The following is a 19,021-nucleotide window of genomic DNA, read 5'->3' on the forward strand; positions in this document are numbered from 1 at the left end:
AATATTCCATCTTCTTTTTCCCTTGTTCACAGTCATCCTGTGATCTTATCGGGAGCTCGACCTCAGAACAGAGGGTAGCCCAATTACGCATGCTTAGGGCCGTGACTGACATTCGACACAAGCGGCGGAGAGCCGACCTTCGCCGCGCGGCGCACGAATGACTGCAGTGCGAAGCGTTAGTAGGGCTCATCAACCTCCTCAACTCCGCTCGGCGTGATTCTGAGCCATTGACTGTCATCTCTCGCCACAGGCCATGCAATATGGATTCCGCCTGCGGATAGGTGCCTCGAGATGGCCTCTCCTACTCCCGTTCGATTGGCGAGATTGGCACCCGGACGCGGCCCCTCCTTGATCCAAATAGAACCACCCTCATAGAAGAAGACTAGTCCGATTCTTTGGAGTTCGGGTTCACCGTTCAGGTCTTCAATCGTAGTCCTCAATTCTGTTCCGAACATTTCAATTGTCTGCATCACCCCCCCCTGTCGGTGCTGGCTTACTTTCATATCCATCTATGTAGTCTCTGTCACTATGGCAGGGAAGGGCGGATTCTGGACATTCGCTGCGAATGCAAATAGCCGTGAAAGTTCTGAACTAAACCTCGCTTTTGTTCATCTGATTTTCATGATCAATCAATCTCGGGATACTACTGACCAGTCCTGAACGGATCGCGTCCCGCTCTTTTGAATAATGGCACGCCTTGTGGCAGTTCGGGCATAGCCCTACAGCGTTATCCACCGTGTCTGGTCCACCTTCCGCAAGAAAACGAACATGGTGAACTTCAAGGAAGGGCGTGCCATCCGCCCTAACGAACGGCGCCTCAGAACCACATTTCTCGCATTTTCCATTGGCAAAATTTAACGCAGCGGCGACAATAGCAGGGTCTCGTACAAACTGGTTCTGTGTTACTTGCGAACGATTTGGATTTTGATTTCCTAAAGGCGTCAAGATGTTCGCAAAGCGGGATAGTTTTGCACTTTTTGCCTGTAGACTTACCGCGTCATCCGTCGGTGAGAAAAGTGAGGAGTCTAGGCTTCCAACCTCTTCGTGTAGACGACCTAACACCTCCATAACATTGCGTCCGACATTTTTTGCAGGGAGGTAGCCTTTAACTGTCGGCATATCCTTTGTCTCGAAGAATGCTGATAGGTTTTGCATACGGAATTCGATCGAACCGTCCGTTCGATTGTTAAGCGGGCCAGAAATTAATGCGCGGCGATATTCAGCCTTAACTATGTTTTCCCCGGCTTGTTGCTTTCCGAGCATATCAAGATACGCCAACATACAGGCGAGTAGTTCATCGTCAGTCCAACGTTCGGCCGTCAGTGGCCGGTCGATAATGGCAATGACGCCAGCGAATTCTTCCGCCTGTTCTTCTGAAAGAGCAATGGAACGAGAGGTCGTATTCGTAAACAGGTTAGTCACAACCTGACTGGTCTCTTGGTGTGGTTCAACGACCTCGCGAAGAAGATTGCGGCGGCGAATATTTACATCTGAAAATTGGACCGTTGCGCTACCTGTCCGGTCCGTATCGACAGTGCTAATGGTTGCCTCGCCGACAAGACCGCGTCCCCTTAACTCGCCATCTTTACGCTTGTCATGATGCGTCCAAATCCATGCCCGATCACCGGGTTCAATCGTCTCGCGCGTTACCGCGCCCAGGATCGCTTTGGGCTTTGGAACTTCGAAGTCCACTCCGATCCAATTCTTACCGTCCTTGTCAGGCCGGAAAAGCCCATTTGCGCAATGGCGGGGGCCAATTTTAAGGATAAACTGCATCTGATTCATATTCCTTGCAGGGATGTTGGTTTGGAAATGTCGGACGTCAGAAAAGTCCACGATGTGTGAGTTCGAGTAGATCAGTATTTCGGCAGTGCGGCAAAAGTATGGACTGACGGGCCACTACATCTTCAAAACGAATGGCTGGTTTGGCGTGTAGCCCTGCAGCATTAAGCAAGCCAGCCGAACGGCGGCAATGGGCCGGGCCAAACCATGGCTATAGCCATGCGGCCAATCCGATCAATCAAGGTGATATGCTAGCCAAATCACTGTGTCTAATTCCGCGATGTTATTAGCCGGATGCTTTGGATTCTGATCAAGTGAGAGACGGAGCTTTAGCGCAAGATCGAGGTATCTAGCCCCTTCCGACATCCCAGGCGAACCGCTGAACTTCTCATCTGAAAGGTAGTTTTGAACTGGCCTATTTAAAACGGGGTAGAGTTTTGGGAACTCTAAGCATAGCATTTCTGATAGGAACGCTTTTCTCGCTGGGTTCTTTAGTTGTCTTAGGTGATCAAACTCAGCGACGACAGTGTCGTCCCTTGCACCAGCTTTTGCATCAACGATCTTTATATAGCTTTCAGCAAGCTGCTGGAAATTGGCACTCTTTCCTTGCCGCTCCCAGCCCTTACCTTGCAAGCGACCACCGACTTCCCCACCCCAATAGCTTGGAAGTCTCGCATAGAAAGTGGAAGAGCTTATTTTGCCCGCGCCGCACTGGCGAAACAGTTTAATTAGGCCGTCTCGATTTTTTTTATACTGTTCAAGTTGCTTCCGGCGCTTCCTGACAACGGCGGCTGCACCCTTGGGCCGTGGTAGCCGGATTGGGAGCACCTCAGCGTTTTGCTCCTTTTTCCTAGATTTGGTGCCGCTCCCTTTGGGAGGTTTACTCTCTCGGTAGGAGTTAAGCCAATCGGGCGATATCGGAACGGAGCGTGCGGCAATTTGATCTACCCAATGTCGCGCTCGATTTAAATCGTCCGCGCTGATTGGTAGAATCACGTTCACCTCATAGTTACTTTCGAATGCAGCGAGTGAAAGATTGGATGATCCAATTATGGCGTAAGCTTGCCCGTCCGCCTCGCGCCAGAACACCGCTTTGGGGTGAAATCCACTAATTTGATCAGCGACCCGAAAATGTACCTTGTGCTGTGCAGGAGCCCAATTGAGAACTGCGTTGCAAGCTGACTTTCGCGTGATTCCGAAATCTTTCCCAACAACCATCCTGAACCGCTCACAGCCCGCATTAAGCGCGGTGCCGCTATCCCAGTTCGTGAGGTATGCGCTAACAATCAAAAGTTCCGTAGCTGAACTCAAGGCACGTTGATATGCATTGTGCAAATTACCAGTTTCTTCGCTGGAATGAAGGAATAACTGAATTGATTTGTCCACTTCAAGACACCCGCTGCTAAGACCATTAACCTACCAATCTATCCAAGATCCAAATGATTGATAGGTGGAATTAAACTATTCGGAGCCCGCCATGTCAGGCACCAAAGGATACGCTGGCCGCCCATCTGAAAGTGTGTCGTGTCCGCATAGTTGCCATCAAACCTAAAAAACTGCTACGCATCGTTGGCAATGTCCGCTTCGGCGAAGCCGCACTGCGGCGTGGCTACTATTCGTCAAGGTCCGGTTTGGGCCGAAAGCGTACGAGATTTTCGCAAGTTTTGGATCTAGTAGATTGGCCTTATCGCTTCATTCTATTCCGCAGCTCAAATATGAAATACGCGAAAACCAAGCCAACCAGCCCCGTAAAGACTAGAAGAACAATCGACGAAACGACCAAAAAATCGTGTCCAGTTGCCATAGTAAAGGGGCTACCAAGATACTGGGATAACCAGTATTGTGCAAAAAATCCCAAAGCTCCTGCATGAACTATAGAACAATTCGTCAGGCGTTTCTGTAGCCAGTGTTCAACGGACTCGAGCACTGCAAGCTGGTGGGACTTCCATTTTTTTGACGGTCGTTGCATTCGGTTTCCACTCATTGTTTTTTCAATTTTCATTCTCGAACTAGCTCAATCCAAGTGTGAACGTCATCGTCTGTAACTTCACGTCCTTCGACATGTGATTGATACCAGCGGGCGACAATCGCACCGCGTTTTTCACTTCTAATTTTGATTATTTCTTCGTTGAGATGCTGATCGAGTGAGGTCTCGATTTTCTTGAGCGCCTCGAAATCATGACCTGCTCGGACCGCTTTGGTTCCCAATAGGATCCAAGCTGCGTCCACGTCGAACCGATCAGCCATCGCGACCAGAGCTTCAATCGGCAAGCCGCGCTGGCCCTTTTCATAGCTGTGATATGCGCGATGAGAGACCCCAATCGCATCCGCCATAGCGGTTTGCGTCAGGCCGACTTCATTGCGCGCAATCGCAAGGCGCGCACCCATGGACGTGAAGACAGATTTAGCGTCCTGCGGCATGCAAGGTTTCCTATTGACGATACTGTCATATTGAGCAAAACTGCACAAAATGACGTAAAACTACATTCATTTGCATATGACCACGTCAGAAGGTGCGGAACAAGCGATTCCATGCGTACAGAAAATTCAACCCAAACGGATAGGGTGATGAAATGGCAGAGATCGACAAAACAGACAGCTCGCAAATCCTAGGCCTTGGCAAGACGCCAGCACAATGGGTTGAGATCATGGCAGAGCAAGGGATTGAAATTTCCGAACGCACATTGCGAGAACGGGCGAATGAGACGGGCGCGTTCTATCGGCTAGGGCGAACCATGCTGATCACACCTGCGCAGATCGACACCATATTTGAAGGAGGTCAGGCATGCCGCTCACAATCAAAGAGAGGGGGCGCTTCTACTACGTCTATGGCAAGATCGACTACAACGGGCGGCCGATCACCAGTACATACCGAGAAAGCACTCACTCGACTACAAGAGCAGGCGCAGAGGACTGGGTAGCTCGGGAAACGGAAAACCAAATACGTCAGTATCTGCTCGGCGACGAAGCAAGCAAAACCTTCTCAGATGCGATAATGCTCTACAACGCCTCCCCGAAGGCTGCGAAGCAACTGATCCCGATTGTCGAAGAAATTGGCAATACCCCGCTGCGAGCGATCTCCGGTGCTCTGCTGAAAGGGTTAGGGCCAAAGCTGAAGCCGAAGGCGTCTACTGACACGTGGTGGCGCGAGATTGTGACGCCTGCCAGTGCGGTGATCAATAATGCGCACGAGCTGGAGGGTACGCCGTTAATCCGGGTGAAACCCTACGACAAGTTCGAACGGATTGCCCAAGACAGGCGGCGTGGGAAGCTTAGTAGGGTGGAACGCACCCCATCAAACAAGGAGTGGATCGAGGCGTTTTGTGACGCCGCTGATCCTTACAATGCAGCGTTGGTTCGGTTCATGTTCGAGACTGCGGCGCGGATTGATCAAGCCGTATCATTGGAACCTGATGATCTGAAGCCTGTTGAAAACAAGGTCAGGGTGAAAGCACAGAAGGGGCATCCGGAGAGCTGGATCACTGTTTCGCCTGAGATGATGGACGAGCTGCTGGCATTGCCAGCGAAGCGACCCAAGAACCGCAAGACTGGCAAGTTCATGAAACCGCGTGTGTTCGGCTATGGCAGCTCCACAGGTTACAACACCCGTTGGAAGACAATCTGCAAGCGGGCGGGCATTCAATACCTGTCTGCGCACCCGGCTGGGCGGCACGGCTTCTTCACTGAACTGGTGGTTCGCCAAGGCGTTGATCCTGTTACAGCAGCCAAGGCTGGTCGCTGGGCTGACCCTAATTTGCCAATGCGCATTTATGCCCATGCAGAGACGGATGAGGCCGATGTCAGGGCACGTTTTCGTACAAACCATGTACAGGAACACCCTGTACAAACACCCAAGCAACAGAAATCAAAGAAGGAATAACGCTATGAACGGTTCCCTCCTAAGGGGCAGGTTATTGGTTCGAATCCAATCGGGGTCACCATTACGCGGCACATGCGAGGCGTCGTGCCTTTGCTTGCTCTGGCTCGTCAAACCACTTACCCAGCTTCACACGATGTCGTTTACAAATAGTTGAGGATTCATGCCAAATAGCTTTGATGTCGCGCGGCCCGTTCTCAAACTTGGCCATCTGACGGCGCTTGCCGAAGGGTCGCAGCGGGTGATTTATGTGCATCCGCATGATCCGAACAAGTTGGTAAAGGTGTTGAAAACGATCCCTGACACGAAGGGTCGCGCCCGTTTGGCGACCTTCACTGAACGGCATTTCCCGCGCATTCGCACTCGTTGGGCCCGCAAGGAATATACCGAATACTTACGGATGATGCTGCGGATTACGGTGTCAGACGTGCCACCGATCACACATATGTTCGGGTTCACCTTTACCGATCTGGGGTTGGGGTGCGTGACTGAAAACGTTCAGGACGACGGGCTTGGTCAGACGTTATATGCGATGCGCGACACGCTGACTGCCCCAGACCTAGCCCTACTCAACGACACGATCTCGCGGCTTTACCGCTATGATATCAGGGCCAGCGACATGACCGCCCGCAATTTTGTGTTCGGCCATCGCGATTATGCAGGCACCAAAGGGCCGCGCGAATGTGTGCTGGCTGATGGGTTTGGCGACATCCACGCCATTCCGGTCAGGTCATGGGGCCGCTGGGCCAACGGCTTGGGTCTTGACGATAGTTGCAAACGCTTGGCCGTGAAAACTGGCTTGCAGTGGGATGCGAAACACCGTCAATTCACACAAAGTTAATCAGGAGTTTACCATGCCGAAACACCGCGTTCTGACCGAATTTGGCATGGGCACCTCGTTGCGCCGTCAAGACTATACGCAAGCTGCAAAGCGGGCGCTGCAAGACGCGCTGTGGCACAATTCGATCAATATGGCGGAACTCTATGGTTTCCCGAAAGAAGCGATGATCATCGACGTTGAAATCGCGGTGCAGGAACCGGATCGCGTCGACATAGTTGCCCTGCTCGACATATTTCCATACGGCCAACCCAGCGTGACAGTGCACCACGGCGGCCTCGACATACCACGTCCCGATGGCAAGCCGACCGTCATCGCGAACGCCGCTATTAACGTATCATTCATGATGGAGCGGGCATAATGGATCAGCGTATTATTATCGAAATGGGAATGGGCAACGACCTGCACGGAATGGATTATCAAAAGGCAGCGCGCCGCGCGATTGAAGACGCTTTTCGCCACTCAACCCTTCCGATTTTCGCGAGCACTGGGCTTGGGACTGACGACATGCGCGTCCAAGTCACCGTTGGTGTGCAAGAACCGGACAAACTGGACACCGCAGCGCTAGCCGAGATGTTACCAAGAGGCCGCGCGACAGTGACGGCCACCAAAGGCGGGCATAATGTCCGCAACCCTGAAACGGATGATACTGCCGTGATCGCCACCGCCGCGATTGAGGCGTTCCTGCCCGATCAATCCAGCCTTTGGGTGCAAAGCGATCGCTAGGCGCGACCTCGCAGACCACCTACACATTTGCGCTCAATGAGGTCGCGTCACTGCACAGCGTTAATAGTTGGCAACGCACCTAGACCCTTTATGTATAGGGCCAGCAGTTATGTTAAGGATACGTTATGACCACTTTGCTCGGTATTTCCGGCGCGTTGCGCGCCCAGTCAACCAACACGATGCTGATCCGCAATGCTGCCGCCCTCTTTGGCGCCGACACATTTGTTGAGGCCGATTTACGGTTTCCGCTCTACGACGGCGACATTGAGGAAACCGACGGCATTCCGGCGGCCGTGCAGACATTGGCAGACCAGATCGCACAGGCCGACGCGGTGGTGATTTCCTCGCCAGAGTATAACAAAGGCATCTCCGGCGTCTTGAAAAACGCGCTCGATTGGGTCAGCCGGACGAAAGGTGCACCATGGGCAGGCAAACCAGTTGCGATCATGTCCGCGACCGCAGGCAGGTCCGGCGGTGAACGGGCGCAAACCAATTTGATCGCGACACTGGTGCCATTCGGGCCCACGATTATCCTCGGCTCAGAAGTGCTTGTTGGCGCAAATTACGAACATTTTGACGCAACTGGCACCCTCACCAACGATATCAACAAAGCCGCATTGGCAGATCTAATGCAGCGGTTGAAGGCCACTCTCTAAACTGACTGCATAATCGAGGCTCCATCTGGGGCCTCGCATTTGCGCCGCTCCGGTATTCAGAGTAGGTCCGCATCATGCATTCCAAACCATACCAAACCCAGTCGACCATAGACATTCTTGACCCAACACGGGCGCAGGCCTTACAAGCCACCTTGGGTCAAGAGCCGACAATCCAAAGCGGCGACGCGCTACCGCCATTTGCGCATCACATCTACTTTTGGGATGCAAAAACACCCGATGTACTCGGCGCAGATGGCCATCCTGCAACTGGTAGCTTCATCCCTGACCTAGGGCTGCCAAAGCGCATGTGGGCCGCAGGGCGGATCGTGCAACACCAACCGCTCAAGGCGGGCATCAAGGCAGAGAAAATCAGCACCGTTGAAGGCGTGACACGCAAAGACGGGCAATCCGGACAACTCGCATTCGTGCGCGTGCGCCATGACATCAAACAACGCCACGCGCTGGCAGTCACTGAATGGCAAGAGCTTGTCTACCGCCCCGCCGACGCCCCGACAGCCGCGCCAAAACCAGCTCCGACAGTCGCAGCCCACTCGGAACCGCTCAACTTCACATCCACCCAATTATTCCGCTACTCAGCCCTGACGTTCAACGGTCACCGTATCCATTACGACGCCGATTACGCTCGAGATGTAGAAGGTTACGCAGGCCTCGTCGTCCACGGCCCGCTGTTGGCCCACCTCATGATGCAACTCGCAACAACATTGTACGGCGGCCTCACCGACTTCAGCTATCGCGGCGCATCACCCCTGATCGCTGGCGAAGCGGCGACACTCTGCGCAAGCGACGGCCATTTTTGGGTACGTGGCGAAGACGGACGCCTTTGCAGCAGCGGCCAAATCGCAGCCGCCTAATCAAACGCGCCACGTCCGCCCTTCATTTCGCCAAAACAACTCATTCAACAACGACCGCACCCACATACACCTGCGTTCCGCGCCCCCGCGCGCCGCAGGCGGCCCCGCAAGGCTTACAGGTTTTGATCCGCCTGAAATGCGTCTGGAATCCGGTCCACACCATTCAACACCAAATCTGCCATGACCTCGCCCACCAATGGCGCCATGCCAAAGCCGATTTTGAAACCGCCATTTGCGACAAATGCACCTGTCTCGAACGGATGATGCCCTAACATCGGCGCGCGGCTCCGGCTTCTTGGGCGCACACCTGCCCAGCGCTCATTGATCGGTGCATCTGCCAAAACAGGAAACGCCGCAATCGCGCGGGCGTGGATATCGTCAAGCTGGTGGTCCACATGCGCAGGATCGTCAAATTCGCGTTCTGAAGTTGATCCAATCGCCACGGTTCCATCGCAATGCGGTACGATATGTAGCGCGTCGGCGAATAATTGCGGTGCATCAGGCGCTGCGTAGTCGAGCAGCAGTGCCTGCCCTTTCACGCCAATCCCGACCTGCCGACTATGTCGTGCCGTCATGTCTTGTAGCCCGCGCCAGCCCGTCGCCCAGACAACTTTGCCCTGCGGTGTACCCGTCGCTTCAATCCGTCCACCAAGCCGCAAAACCGCTTCGGCCAAAGCCTGTGTCGCGCGGCGCGGATGGATCAGACCTGTCAGCGTATCCCGCACAACAAACCCCGATGGCGACGGTGGTGCCCATGGACCAAGCCCCTCTGCCGAGATCACATCCCACGTCGCTTTCCCTTGCCACAACTCTGCCGCCGTAACGGCCCGCTGCCGTGCCAGCGCAACTGCGGCATCATCGGCCAAAGGTTGCAATCGCCCTGACCGCGCATAGCCCACATCGCGTCCTGTCAATTTAGACACGCCTGACCAGAACCCGTCCGCCATCATCAGGCTTTCAAACTGGAACGCCTTTTTGCTGTTCCAGTTCTCCGGCACATGCGGGGCCAATGCACCGACCAGACCACCGCTCGCCCCTGCGGCGACGCCGTTCGGGTCAATCACCTGCACGACCGCACCGCGCTGCGCACAGGCGTAGCCCACCGACAGGCCAAACACGCCCGCCCCCATGATCGTCACATCTGCGATTGCCATTTTGCTCCTATCCCCGCAAAGATAACTTAACCTCAAGGTTTCCGCGACACGTAAGGCAAAACCCAATGCGCGACCAGACAACAGACCTGACATGGCGCAAAACGGATTTGGGCGATGTCCCAATTTCCACGCAGTTTGATGATCCGTATTATTCGCTGGATAACGGCCTCGCGGAAACGCGGCATGTGTTCTTAGACGGGAACGACCTGCCTGCACGGTTTGGCGATCATTTGCATATCGGCGAACTGGGTTTCGGAACGGGGCTGAATTTTCTAACAACGGTGCAGACCTGGATTACCGCTGGGCGCGTTGGCACGTGGCACTTCACCAGTTTTGAGGCATTTCCGTTGGATGCGGATACCGCCCGCACAGCGCTTGCTGCGTTTCCCGAACTGGGCGATTTGACTGATCCGTTGTTGGATATATGGAACGCCGCGATGCTGGCCCCGACGATTTACGCTGATGGCATAACGCTTGAGGTCATTACTGGCGACGTCCGCCAAACGCTACCCGCGTGGCAATCACGTGCGGATGCGTGGTTCCTTGATGGGTTTTCCCCGGCCAAGAACCCCGAAATGTGGGAACCTGATGTGATGCAAGCCGTGGGCGATCACACGACACAAGGCGGCACACTGGCGACCTATACCGCCGCAGGTCATGTCCGCAGATCGCTGGAAACCGCAGGATTTACCGTAACCCGCGCCACTGGATTTGGCCGCAAGCGCCATATGACCCGCGCTGTGAAGGCAAGCTGATGCAGTCCAACAATACGCGCCTTGGCATCGTTTTAATGATCGGCACGACATTTATCTTTGCCATTCAAGACGGGATTTCCCGTCATCTTGCTGGCGAATACAATGTGCTCATGATTGTGATGATCCGGTATTGGTTCTTCGCGGCCTTCGTCATCGCGATTGCACGACGTCAAGCCGGATCGATCCGTGCTGCGGCCACGACGCAGCAACCTTTTGTCCAAATTTGCCGTGGTCTTTTGTTGAGCGCAGAAATCTGCGTCATGGTCGCGGGCTTTGTTCTTTTGGGCCTGATCGAGAGCCACGCGATTTTCGCAAGCTATCCGTTGTTGGTCGCAGCCCTATCCGGCCCGATCTTGGGTGAAGCGGTCGGCTGGCGCAGATGGGCCGCGATTGGCGTAGGCTTTGTCGGTGTGCTGATCATCTTGCAGCCGGGCATTACCGTTTTTGCCCCTGCCGCGATTATCCCACTGATCGCCGCACTGATGTTTGCGCTTTATTCATTATTGACGCGCTACGCTGCCCGTAAAGATAGCGCCGCGACCAGCTTTTTCTGGACGGGTACTGTTGGCGCGGTTTTGTTGACGGTTATCGGGGCCACGTCGTGGGAGCCGATGATCGCACGCGATTGGGCGTGGATGGCGACCTTATGTGTGACGGGTGCGGCGGGGCATTTCCTGTTGATTAAATGCTACGAAGCCGCAGAGGCCAGCGCGGTGCAGCCTTTTGCCTACCTGCAACTCGTGTTCGCAACCGCAATTGGCCTGTTAGTGTTCGGCGAAGCGCTAGAACTTCACGTTGCACTTGGCGCGGGGCTTGTGATTGCGTCCGGTTTGTTCACCGTTTGGCGGGCAAGGCAGGTTGCAAAGTCCTAGTTGCCGGGCCGTGAAATCGGACGGATGCTAGGCGCAGCGTTTGGCGCTGGAATAGTCGCGGGTGCTGCAATCGCGGGCGCAGTGGATGTGGACACAACGGACACAGGTGCGGTGGGGCGCGTTTGCGGGCGGATCAAAGGTTTGTCCCCGATCAGCAAAGCGGTGAATTCAATCGGTCCTGTCTGCCCAGTCAGCCGCGCACGGTAAACCGGAATGGATTCAGTCACGCGCATGACGTAGTTGCGGGTTTCGCGAAACGGAATGTGTTCAATCCAATCGACCACATCGGCTTCGCCAATACGCGGATCGCCGCGATCATCCATCCAATTCCTTGGTCTGCTGGGGCCTGCGTTATAGCCTGCGGCAATCTGTACCGGAGAATCGCCAAACTGCTCTTGCAGCATGGCCAAATATTTCGATCCAAGCTGTGCGTTATAATTCCAGTCCGACGTCAAACGCGATTTGGAGTACGGCAAGCCCAGAAAACCTGCGACCTCTTCTGCGGTGGCGGGCATCAATTGCATCAGGCCAAGTGCCCCGACAGGGCTGCCAGCACCTGCGTTAAATTCGCTTTCGCGGCGCGCAATCGACAAGGACAGCGCGTTTTCCACGGGCAGTTCCATCGACGCCACGCCGTGCATGGGGAAATACGCGGATGGGACGATGATGCCACGGGCGGCGGCGGCTTTGCCCAGCAAAACCGCGTAGTATGAATGATCCAATTCTTCCATCAGTGCGGCCAAGCGTCCGGTATCAACCGCATCCATCTGACGACCCAACTCTGCGAAGAACTGTGTGGCCAGCCCGCGTTCGCCTGCCTCTAGCAGCGCCAACCCCGCGATCACCAGCGGATTTTCCATCACGTCCGCGTCTTGCCAATCACGCGCATCCGCACGTCCGGTCAATGCGGGGTCCAGCGTCATGCCAAGCTGTTCTGCCGCGAGCAAACCGTAGAAACCCGTTTGGTGTTCAGCCGCTTCGGCAAAGGCAAGCGCCGCTGCGTTTGCGTCACCCAGTGCCTGATACGCCCGCCCGCGCCAGTATCCGGCACGGCCGATTGATATCGGCGAATCCACGGCGGCGGTCATCGTTTCAAAATGTGCCAAGGCCAGCGTCGGGTTTTCAAGATAGCGCAAGGCGATGTAGCCCGACAGCCATTCCAGATCGGCAAAGGAGCTGCCCTCGGTCAAAAAGTGTTTCGAAGCGAGATCATACGCGCTGTCGATCCGGCCTTCGCGCATTTCCCACCGCGCCAGCACTCTGCGCCAACTTGCCCAGCGAAACGGATCGCCCAGCGCCTCGGCAGATGTGGACCGCCCGCGCAAAATCGCAATCGCTTCGGTCCGCTCGCCATCGCCAGCCAGCCAGTTGTACCGATCATAGGCAAGCCCGGGATTGCGCAGCAATGCGGCGGGCACCGCTTCGACAGCTTCGGGAATACCGCGTTCACGAATGTAGGCGATGCGAGCGGACACCAATGCGGCTTGATCGTCGTCCAACAAGGGCAACATCAACGCGGCCTCGTCGGTGAGCCACCGCCATAGCAGATTGTCAGCGCGTTTCGCGTGATGCGGGGCGACCACATCAGCAAAACCGTCCAGAATTGCGGTCCGGTCGACAGACAATAACCGCAGGTTCAGCCAAGCAGCGACGATGACGTCGTTCGCAGCGTCAGGTTTGCCTTTTGCAATCAACGCTTCTGCTAAACGCACGGCACCGACGCCAGTTTCGGGCGGTGTATCACCAAACCAAGCAATCACCGCGTCGGGGTCTGCACCTTTTTCCAATGCGCGCTCGGCTCTGACCTGCAGCGTTTGCGATCCGGGCCATGTCTGGTGGTCCGCCATAAAACGGGCGTAGGCGTCAAAGTCGCCTTCACCTTCGCGCAACTTCATCCATGTCAGTAGATCACGCGATACGTCGTTATCAACGTTCGCAAATGCTGCGTCAAAATCACCGTTGTCGGCCAGCTGAATCGCATCAACGAGCGCTGGATCAGCCTCCTGCGCAAACGCAGGCGTCAGCCCGAAGGCAACAACAAATGTGGAAATCAGGAAGCGCATAAACATGGACCCTATGGGATGTGTATCATCAAAGTAAGTGTCCTCGGTTAATACACAATGCCGAACTTGTTCATCGGCGGAAAGCTGTCTAGGTTTCGCGCGACTTTAATGGGGCGAATCTGCCTCTCGCACATAAGGAAATGCGTCATGATCACAGGGTCTCTTCCCGCGCTCGTCACGCCGTTTACGAACGGCCAGGTGGATCGTGATGCGCTTAAGAAGCTCGTCAACTGGCACGTCGAACAAGGCAGCCATGGTTTGGTGCCTGTTGGGACAACTGGCGAAAGCCCGACGTTGACCCATTCCGAGCATGACGAAGTGGTCAAAATCGTGGTGGAAACCGCTGCTGGCCGTATTCCGGTTGTCGCAGGTGCCGGATCAAACAACACTATTGAGACTGTCCGCCTTGTGAATGCGGCCAAAGCTGCGGGCGCTGATGCGGCTCTTGTTGTCAGCCCCTACTATAACAAGCCGACCCAAGCGGGCCTGATCGCGCATTTCACTGCGGCGGCTGACTGCGGCTTGCCGATTATCTTGTACAATATTCCAGGTCGGTCGGTTGTGGACATTTCACCCGCGACAATGGGCGAGTTGGCAAAGCACCCGATGATTGTGGGCGTCAAAGACGCGACTGGCGATCTGGCCCGCGTTCCACGCACGCGGATGTCCTGCGGCACAGATTTTGTCCAAGTCTCGGGCGAAGACGCGACTGCTCTCGGGTTTAATGCCCACGGCGGGGTTGGCTGCATCTCTGTGACGGCCAATGTGGCCCCTGCCCTATGCGCTGAATTCCAGAATGCGACGCTTGCGGGTGATTACCCCAAGGCGTTGACACTGCTAGACCGCCTTATGCCGCTGCATGATGCCATTTTCATCGAGCCCGGCCTTGTTGGGGCGAAGTATGCCATGTCTTTGTTAGGGCTTTGCAGCGACGAAGTGCGCTTGCCACTGGTTGATCTGACCGATGAGACCAAAGCAAAGGTCAAATCAGCCATGAGATTCGCAGGTTTGTTCGACTAAACCGCAACATTCGCACACGCCAGCGCGAGCCGCTGAAGCAATTGCGAAACATACGATCACGCGACAGCGACCCACATGAAATATCCCCGCTTCACACTCTGGAGCGGGGATTTTTTTCGTGATCGGCCCAAGTCTAAAGTGATCCAAAATCAGCCCCAAAACGGCGGTTCTGTTCAGAATTGCCAAGCCCGTGTGCAGCCCTGCACTGTTCTCTCGCGTGTGGTGTCCCAGATAAATTTCAAGGGTCTTTTTTGATCAATATCCGTCTCTTTTTCGTGATCGCAAAACCCTTTTCCACGGCGAATTTCTGACCCATCTACAACTCATCGAACACGGCAAATCACTGTCGCTGATCACAAAATAACAAATGACCACCGCGTCGCATTAAATAGGAAATTAGACATGACAAACCTGAAAACATTCGCAGTTGTAGCAGCAACCGTTCTGGCAACAGCAACTTCCGCATCCGCATACAACGCCTTCCCATTCGGCGAAACATTCGAGCAAACAGACCAACTGCAGCTTGACTTCGTTCGTGCCGAAGGCGCTGGCACAGTAGAAGTATACGACTACGCAAACGGCCAACGTGGCGCATTGCTGGGTTCTAAAGACGTTCGTTCCGGCGTGACATCAAACGTTAAAGTTAATCTTGGCCTCGGCGCAAACAGCGATATCTTGGCTGTTCTGAACGTTGGCGGCAACGAAGTGCTGATCAAAGACCTTGACCGTCGCTAAATTCTAGACGGGTGGCTGCATCCTCCCCTAGCGCAGCCGCCCCGACCCTTTTCTACCTCCTCCCATGGCAAATCATTGCCGCAGAATAACACATGCGACCTTCTCCCAGTCGCCCTCCCTAAGGACTAATAAAATGACAAACTTCAAAACACTCGCAGTCGTAGCCGCAACTGTTCTGGCAACTGCAACTTCCGCATCTGCTTACAATGCGTTCCCATTCGGCGAAACATTCGAGCAAACAGACCAACTGCAGCTTGACTTCGTTTTGGCTGAAGGCCCAGGCACAGTAGAAATCTATGACTACGCAAACGGCGAGCGCGGTGCGCTTTTGGGCTCCAAAGCAGTTCGCACTGGCGTGACATCAAACGTTAAAGTTGACCTTGGCCTCGGCGCAAACAGCGACATCCTTGCTGTTCTGAACGTTGGTGGATCCGAAGTGCTGATCAAAGATCTCGATCGTCGCTAAGACCTTGCTAAATTGGCTGCATCTCCTCCCCTAGGGTGCAGCCAGACTAGCTATTGATGCGGTTGGCAGGACTATGTCCTTTGCCAACCGTTTTCATATCTCACATCATCACATCCGCCGAACCGCGCAGCACGGGCAATTTCGCCTTGCAGACGTTTGATCCGGCCTGCCCCCATACGCACTGATTGTTCCGGCCAGAATGCGGTCACGCCCAAGGTCGTGCCTTGGCGTTTCATGTCGATACGTCCGATCAACTGGTCGCCTTCCATCACTGGGAAAACGTAATAGCCGTATTGGCGTTTCGCAGCGGGTACGAAAATTTCGATACGGTAGTGGAAGCCGAACAACCGCTCTGCCCGCTTACGATCCCGCAAGGCTGGATCAAAGGGCGACATGATCCGCACCCGCGTCGATAGTTTTGGTAATGTTAGGTCCAGCATGTCTGGTCGCGCAAAACTGCGGCGCAGCTTGCCATCAACGCCCGCGACGTCGACCTCGATGATCGTGTCGTCCGCAAAAGCGTTTTTGCACCATTCACGTGCCTCAGCCGGCGTGACCAGCGCAAAGAACGCGGCGATTTCGCCTGATGTCGCGAAGCCCAATTTATCCATCGCAAACCCGCAGGCCCAATCGACGGTCTCATCCGATGCGATCCGCGCATTTAACGCATCCGCAGGGATCACCCGTTCGGTGAGGTCGTAAATCTTGGTAAAGTTCTCGCGCCTGACAACCGAGACCTGCCCCGACCGCCATAAGTATTCCAACGCAGTTTTCGATGGATGCCAGTCCCACCAACCGCCCTTGCCACGGTCCTCGTCAGTGCCGACGTCACCAGATGTGCAAGACCCGTGATCCGAGATATGGCGCAGCACCTCGTCGATCTTTTTGGTGAAGTCGTCGCGCCGCCATTCTTTCCATCGGCTTTCCAACCACACGGCGTCACGGGCAAATTTTAACCGCCAATGCGGGAAGTGCGCCATGGAAATCGCAGAGGCATCGTGGGTCCAGTGTTCAAAGACGCCCCGATCCACAGTCAGCAGATTCGATAAATGCGCAGGTCGATACTGTTGACGTCGCGACCACAGGATCAAATCATGCGCACGGGCAAAGGTATTTACTGAATCGAGTTGGACAAAGCCCAGATCGTCCACCGCAGCTTGCAGGTCCGCCCCCTTGCCTGTTCCCGTTGGCGCATCAACCAAACCATGTTTCGACAGAAAAATATGTCGGGCGCGATCATTAGGAATGACGGGAACAGTCAAAGCGGTCTCACTTTTTTATACGTCTTATAACCAAAGACATTCCACACTCTGCCCAGTCCGGTCTTGTAGATCAACGACCCATCGCCTATCTCAATGCGACCATGGCAAAGAAACCTAAAGAAAAGACCAATTACAAAGTCATCGCCGAAAATCGGCGTGCCCGGTACGACTATGCCATCGAGGAAGATCTCGAAGTGGGCATCATCCTGCAAGGGTCCGAAGTGAAATCGTTGCGCATTGGCCAGTCGAATATCGCTGAAAGCTACGCATCTGTGGACGATGGCGAATTGTGGCTGACGAACGCTTACATCGCGCCATATGACGCGGCGATGTTCCCGCATGAGCCACGCCGCAAACGCAAGCTGTTGGTTCGCAATCGCGAGTTGATCAAGATGGCGAACGCCACCAACCGCGAGGGCATGACCCTTGTGCCGCTGGTGATGTATTTCAACGACAAGGGCATGGTAAAACTCAAGATTGCGACGGCCAAAGGTAAGAAAAACCACGACAAACGCGCCACCGAAGCAAAGCGCGATTGGGGCCGTCAAAAGCAACGTCTGTTGCGGCACGGGGAATAACCCCCGCAATCTCCCATCCTTAGACGTGTCGCAAATGTGTTAACGTCTGCGTCATAAAATAAGCGATACGCTTATCAAAAAAGGACGGGGACTATGGAAACACTTATTGCACAACTTATCGCAGGTGTCGTTGGCGGCAATGCTGCTGGCGCTGGCGTGAAATCTGCCTCTATGGGCACGACATTGAATTCAATCGTTGGATTGATCGGTGGCCTTGGTAGCGGTCAGATCATCGGCATGTTGACTGGCGGCGCTGCGGTCGCTGGCGAAGCGGCTGCCCCCGGCGGCGGTCTTGGCGATATTGTCGGCTCTCTTGTCGGCGGCGGTGCTGGCGGTGCGATCCTGACTGCAGTTGTTGGCATGATCAAAAACAAGATGGCTGGCTAAAACCCACCCCATACGCATCAAAGGGCGCCCGAACTGGGGCGTCCTTTTTCGTTTATGGTCAATGTTTGCTTGTCAGAGTTGACGCACCGCGATAGTCACAGCCTCGATCTTTGCAGAGGCGGACGCCATGACCGACGACCCACAAACTCTCGTCAGCGCTGATTGGCTGGCGACCCATTTAAAGGACTCGGACCTGCGTATTTTCGACGCGACATGGTTCCTGCCGACAATGGAACGCGACGCAAAAGCCGAATATGACGCGGGTCACATCCCCGGTGCGCGGTTCTTTGACATCGACGAAATATCCGACCAGCGATCAGAGCTGCCGCACATGGCACCGCCCGTCGAGAAATTCATGTCCCGTATGCGGGCGATGGGTGTCGGCGACGGGCATCAAGTTGTGGTCTACGATTCGCTTGGTCTATTTTCCGCCGCCCGTGTCTGGTGGCTGTTCCGCCTGATGGGCCAGAAAAATATCGCCGTGCTGGATGGTGGTTTGCCGAAATGGCTGGCCGGCGGGCATCCGATTACCAAAGATAAGCCGACAATTCGCGACCGTCATATGACCGTTGTGCCGCGCAATGACCTCGTCAAAGATGTGACCCAAGTCGCGCGCGCTGCCAAGCTGGGCGATTACACCATCATCGACGCCCGCGCCGCTGACCGTTTCCGTGGCGAAGCCGACGAGCCGCGCGCCGGTATGCGCAAAGGCCACATCCCCGGCGCGTACAACGTTCCATTTACAACGCTGCTCAATGCTGACGGCACAATGAAAGAACCTGACGGCATCCGTGCCGTCTTTACTACGGCAGGCACTGACCTGACCAAGCCTGTGATCACCACATGCGGATCAGGTGTGACAGCGGCCGTCTTGGCGCTGGCTCTCGAACGGATCGGCAAAACCGATCATTCTTTATACGACGGCTCATGGTCCGAATGGGGCATGTACGCCGATCTCCCGATACAAACCGGATAATT

21 protein-coding genes are annotated in these 19,021 nt (G+C 54.9%); 14 read left to right on the forward strand and 7 right to left on the reverse strand.

The genetic code is table 11. The annotated features are described in order from the left end of the window. Positions 1-176 precede the first annotated feature (176 nt). The 4 genes from FHS72_RS12405 to FHS72_RS12420 all read right to left on the reverse strand — a co-directional run bounded on the left by FHS72_RS12405 (position 177) and on the right by FHS72_RS12420 (position 4,203). Positions 177-509, reverse strand: coding sequence for a hypothetical protein (locus tag FHS72_RS12405; RefSeq protein ID WP_183529585.1), 333 nt, complete (start codon positions 507-509; stop codon positions 177-179). 82 nt (positions 510-591) lie between these two features. Continuing rightward, entirely contained in the window at positions 592-1,776 is a 1,185-nt protein-coding gene (locus tag FHS72_RS12410) for an HNH endonuclease (protein ID WP_183529587.1), read from the reverse strand. A gap of 240 nt (positions 1,777-2,016) precedes the next feature. Beyond that, positions 2,017-3,168 carry a phospholipase D-like domain-containing protein gene (locus FHS72_RS12415; RefSeq protein WP_183529588.1) on the reverse strand — a complete coding sequence of 384 codons (1,152 nt, stop codon included), beginning with the start codon at positions 3,166-3,168 and terminating at the stop codon, positions 2,017-2,019. Between the two features lie 612 nt (positions 3,169-3,780). Beyond that, on the reverse strand, positions 3,781-4,203 hold the full coding sequence (locus tag FHS72_RS12420; RefSeq protein ID WP_183529590.1) for a helix-turn-helix domain-containing protein: 423 nt from the start codon (positions 4,201-4,203) through the stop codon (positions 3,781-3,783). Positions 4,204-4,567: 364 nt separating this feature from the next. On the opposite strand from FHS72_RS12420, the gene FHS72_RS12425 reads away from it, so the two are divergent. The 6 genes from FHS72_RS12425 (at position 4,568) to FHS72_RS12450 (ending at position 8,751) form a co-directional block, all read left to right on the forward strand. Next, positions 4,568-5,662: a tyrosine-type recombinase/integrase gene (locus FHS72_RS12425; RefSeq protein WP_183529592.1), complete on the forward strand. Its 1,095-nt coding sequence runs from the start codon at positions 4,568-4,570 to the stop codon at positions 5,660-5,662. Positions 5,663-5,822: 160 nt separating this feature from the next. Further along, positions 5,823-6,500: a YrbL family protein gene (locus FHS72_RS12430; RefSeq protein ID WP_183529594.1), complete on the forward strand. Its 678-nt coding sequence runs from the start codon at positions 5,823-5,825 to the stop codon at positions 6,498-6,500. 13 nt (positions 6,501-6,513) lie between these two features. Continuing rightward, positions 6,514-6,858 carry a Lin0512 family protein gene (locus FHS72_RS12435; RefSeq protein ID WP_183529596.1) on the forward strand — a complete coding sequence of 115 codons (345 nt, stop codon included), beginning with the start codon at positions 6,514-6,516 and terminating at the stop codon, positions 6,856-6,858. Beyond that, positions 6,858-7,223 carry a Lin0512 family protein gene (locus FHS72_RS12440; protein ID WP_183529598.1) on the forward strand — a complete coding sequence of 122 codons (366 nt, stop codon included), beginning with the start codon at positions 6,858-6,860 and terminating at the stop codon, positions 7,221-7,223. The genes FHS72_RS12435 and FHS72_RS12440 overlap by 1 nt, the downstream gene beginning before the upstream one ends. A gap of 125 nt (positions 7,224-7,348) precedes the next feature. Beyond that, the gene (locus FHS72_RS12445; RefSeq protein WP_183529600.1) at positions 7,349-7,879 is read left to right on the forward strand and encodes an NADPH-dependent FMN reductase; all 531 of its coding nucleotides are present in this window, start codon (positions 7,349-7,351) and stop codon (positions 7,877-7,879) included. A gap of 74 nt (positions 7,880-7,953) precedes the next feature. Continuing rightward, positions 7,954-8,751, forward strand: coding sequence for an HTD2 family dehydratase (locus tag FHS72_RS12450; RefSeq protein WP_183529602.1), 798 nt, complete (start codon positions 7,954-7,956; stop codon positions 8,749-8,751). Positions 8,752-8,864: 113 nt separating this feature from the next. Here the strand turns inward: FHS72_RS12450 and FHS72_RS12455 are convergent, their stop codons facing one another. After that, a complete protein-coding gene (locus FHS72_RS12455; RefSeq protein WP_183529604.1) occupies positions 8,865-9,905 on the reverse strand; it encodes an NAD(P)/FAD-dependent oxidoreductase in 1,041 nt (346 codons plus the stop codon). Between the two features lie 65 nt (positions 9,906-9,970). Between FHS72_RS12455 and mnmC2 the strand changes: the two genes are divergently transcribed. Together mnmC2 and FHS72_RS12465 are read left to right on the forward strand one after the other, a co-directional pair. Continuing rightward, positions 9,971-10,660 carry a tRNA (5-methylaminomethyl-2-thiouridine)(34)-methyltransferase MnmC2 gene (gene mnmC2 / locus FHS72_RS12460; protein WP_183529606.1) on the forward strand — a complete coding sequence of 230 codons (690 nt, stop codon included), beginning with the start codon at positions 9,971-9,973 and terminating at the stop codon, positions 10,658-10,660. Continuing rightward, positions 10,660-11,532, forward strand: a complete 873-nt coding sequence (locus tag FHS72_RS12465; protein WP_183529608.1) for a DMT family transporter — start codon at positions 10,660-10,662, stop codon at positions 11,530-11,532. Before mnmC2 ends, FHS72_RS12465 begins: the two co-directional genes overlap by 1 nt. Here the strand turns inward: FHS72_RS12465 and FHS72_RS12470 are convergent. After that, positions 11,529-13,595 carry a lytic transglycosylase domain-containing protein gene (locus FHS72_RS12470; RefSeq protein WP_246414664.1) on the reverse strand — a complete coding sequence of 689 codons (2,067 nt, stop codon included), beginning with the start codon at positions 13,593-13,595 and terminating at the stop codon, positions 11,529-11,531. The two genes, FHS72_RS12465 and FHS72_RS12470, sit on opposite strands and share 4 nt — an antisense overlap. Before the next feature lie 147 nt (positions 13,596-13,742). On the opposite strand from FHS72_RS12470, the gene dapA reads away from it, so the two are divergent. From dapA to FHS72_RS12485, 3 genes are all read left to right on the forward strand, one after another. Continuing rightward, positions 13,743-14,615: a 4-hydroxy-tetrahydrodipicolinate synthase gene (dapA, locus tag FHS72_RS12475; protein ID WP_183529610.1), complete on the forward strand. Its 873-nt coding sequence runs from the start codon at positions 13,743-13,745 to the stop codon at positions 14,613-14,615. Between the two features lie 402 nt (positions 14,616-15,017). Beyond that, on the forward strand, positions 15,018-15,350 hold the full coding sequence (locus FHS72_RS12480) for a hypothetical protein (RefSeq protein WP_183529612.1): 333 nt from the start codon (positions 15,018-15,020) through the stop codon (positions 15,348-15,350). Between the two features lie 133 nt (positions 15,351-15,483). Beyond that, on the forward strand, positions 15,484-15,816 hold the full coding sequence (locus FHS72_RS12485; RefSeq protein ID WP_183529614.1) for a hypothetical protein: 333 nt from the start codon (positions 15,484-15,486) through the stop codon (positions 15,814-15,816). A 71-nt stretch (positions 15,817-15,887) separates the two neighbouring features. On the opposite strand, the gene FHS72_RS12490 is transcribed toward FHS72_RS12485, so the two are convergent. After that, positions 15,888-17,078 carry a winged helix-turn-helix domain-containing protein gene (locus FHS72_RS12490; protein WP_183529616.1) on the reverse strand — a complete coding sequence of 397 codons (1,191 nt, stop codon included), beginning with the start codon at positions 17,076-17,078 and terminating at the stop codon, positions 15,888-15,890. A 101-nt stretch (positions 17,079-17,179) separates the two neighbouring features. Here FHS72_RS12490 and smpB point away from each other — a divergent pair, with 101 nt between their 5' ends. The 3 genes from smpB to sseA all read left to right on the forward strand — a co-directional run bounded on the left by smpB (position 17,180) and on the right by sseA (position 19,019). Continuing rightward, positions 17,180-17,656 (forward strand): SsrA-binding protein SmpB, encoded by a 477-nt coding sequence (gene smpB, locus FHS72_RS12495; protein ID WP_183529625.1) that lies wholly within the window; start codon positions 17,180-17,182, stop codon positions 17,654-17,656. Between the two features lie 93 nt (positions 17,657-17,749). Further along, entirely contained in the window at positions 17,750-18,043 is a 294-nt protein-coding gene (locus tag FHS72_RS12500) for a hypothetical protein (RefSeq protein ID WP_183529627.1), read from the forward strand. A gap of 127 nt (positions 18,044-18,170) precedes the next feature. Next, positions 18,171-19,019 (forward strand): 3-mercaptopyruvate sulfurtransferase, encoded by an 849-nt coding sequence (sseA, locus tag FHS72_RS12505; RefSeq protein WP_183529629.1) that lies wholly within the window; start codon positions 18,171-18,173, stop codon positions 19,017-19,019. Positions 19,020-19,021 lie beyond the last annotated feature (2 nt).

This window comes from Yoonia ponticola (assembly GCF_014199395.1).
Classification (GTDB): Bacteria; Pseudomonadota; Alphaproteobacteria; order Rhodobacterales; family Rhodobacteraceae; genus Yoonia; species Yoonia ponticola.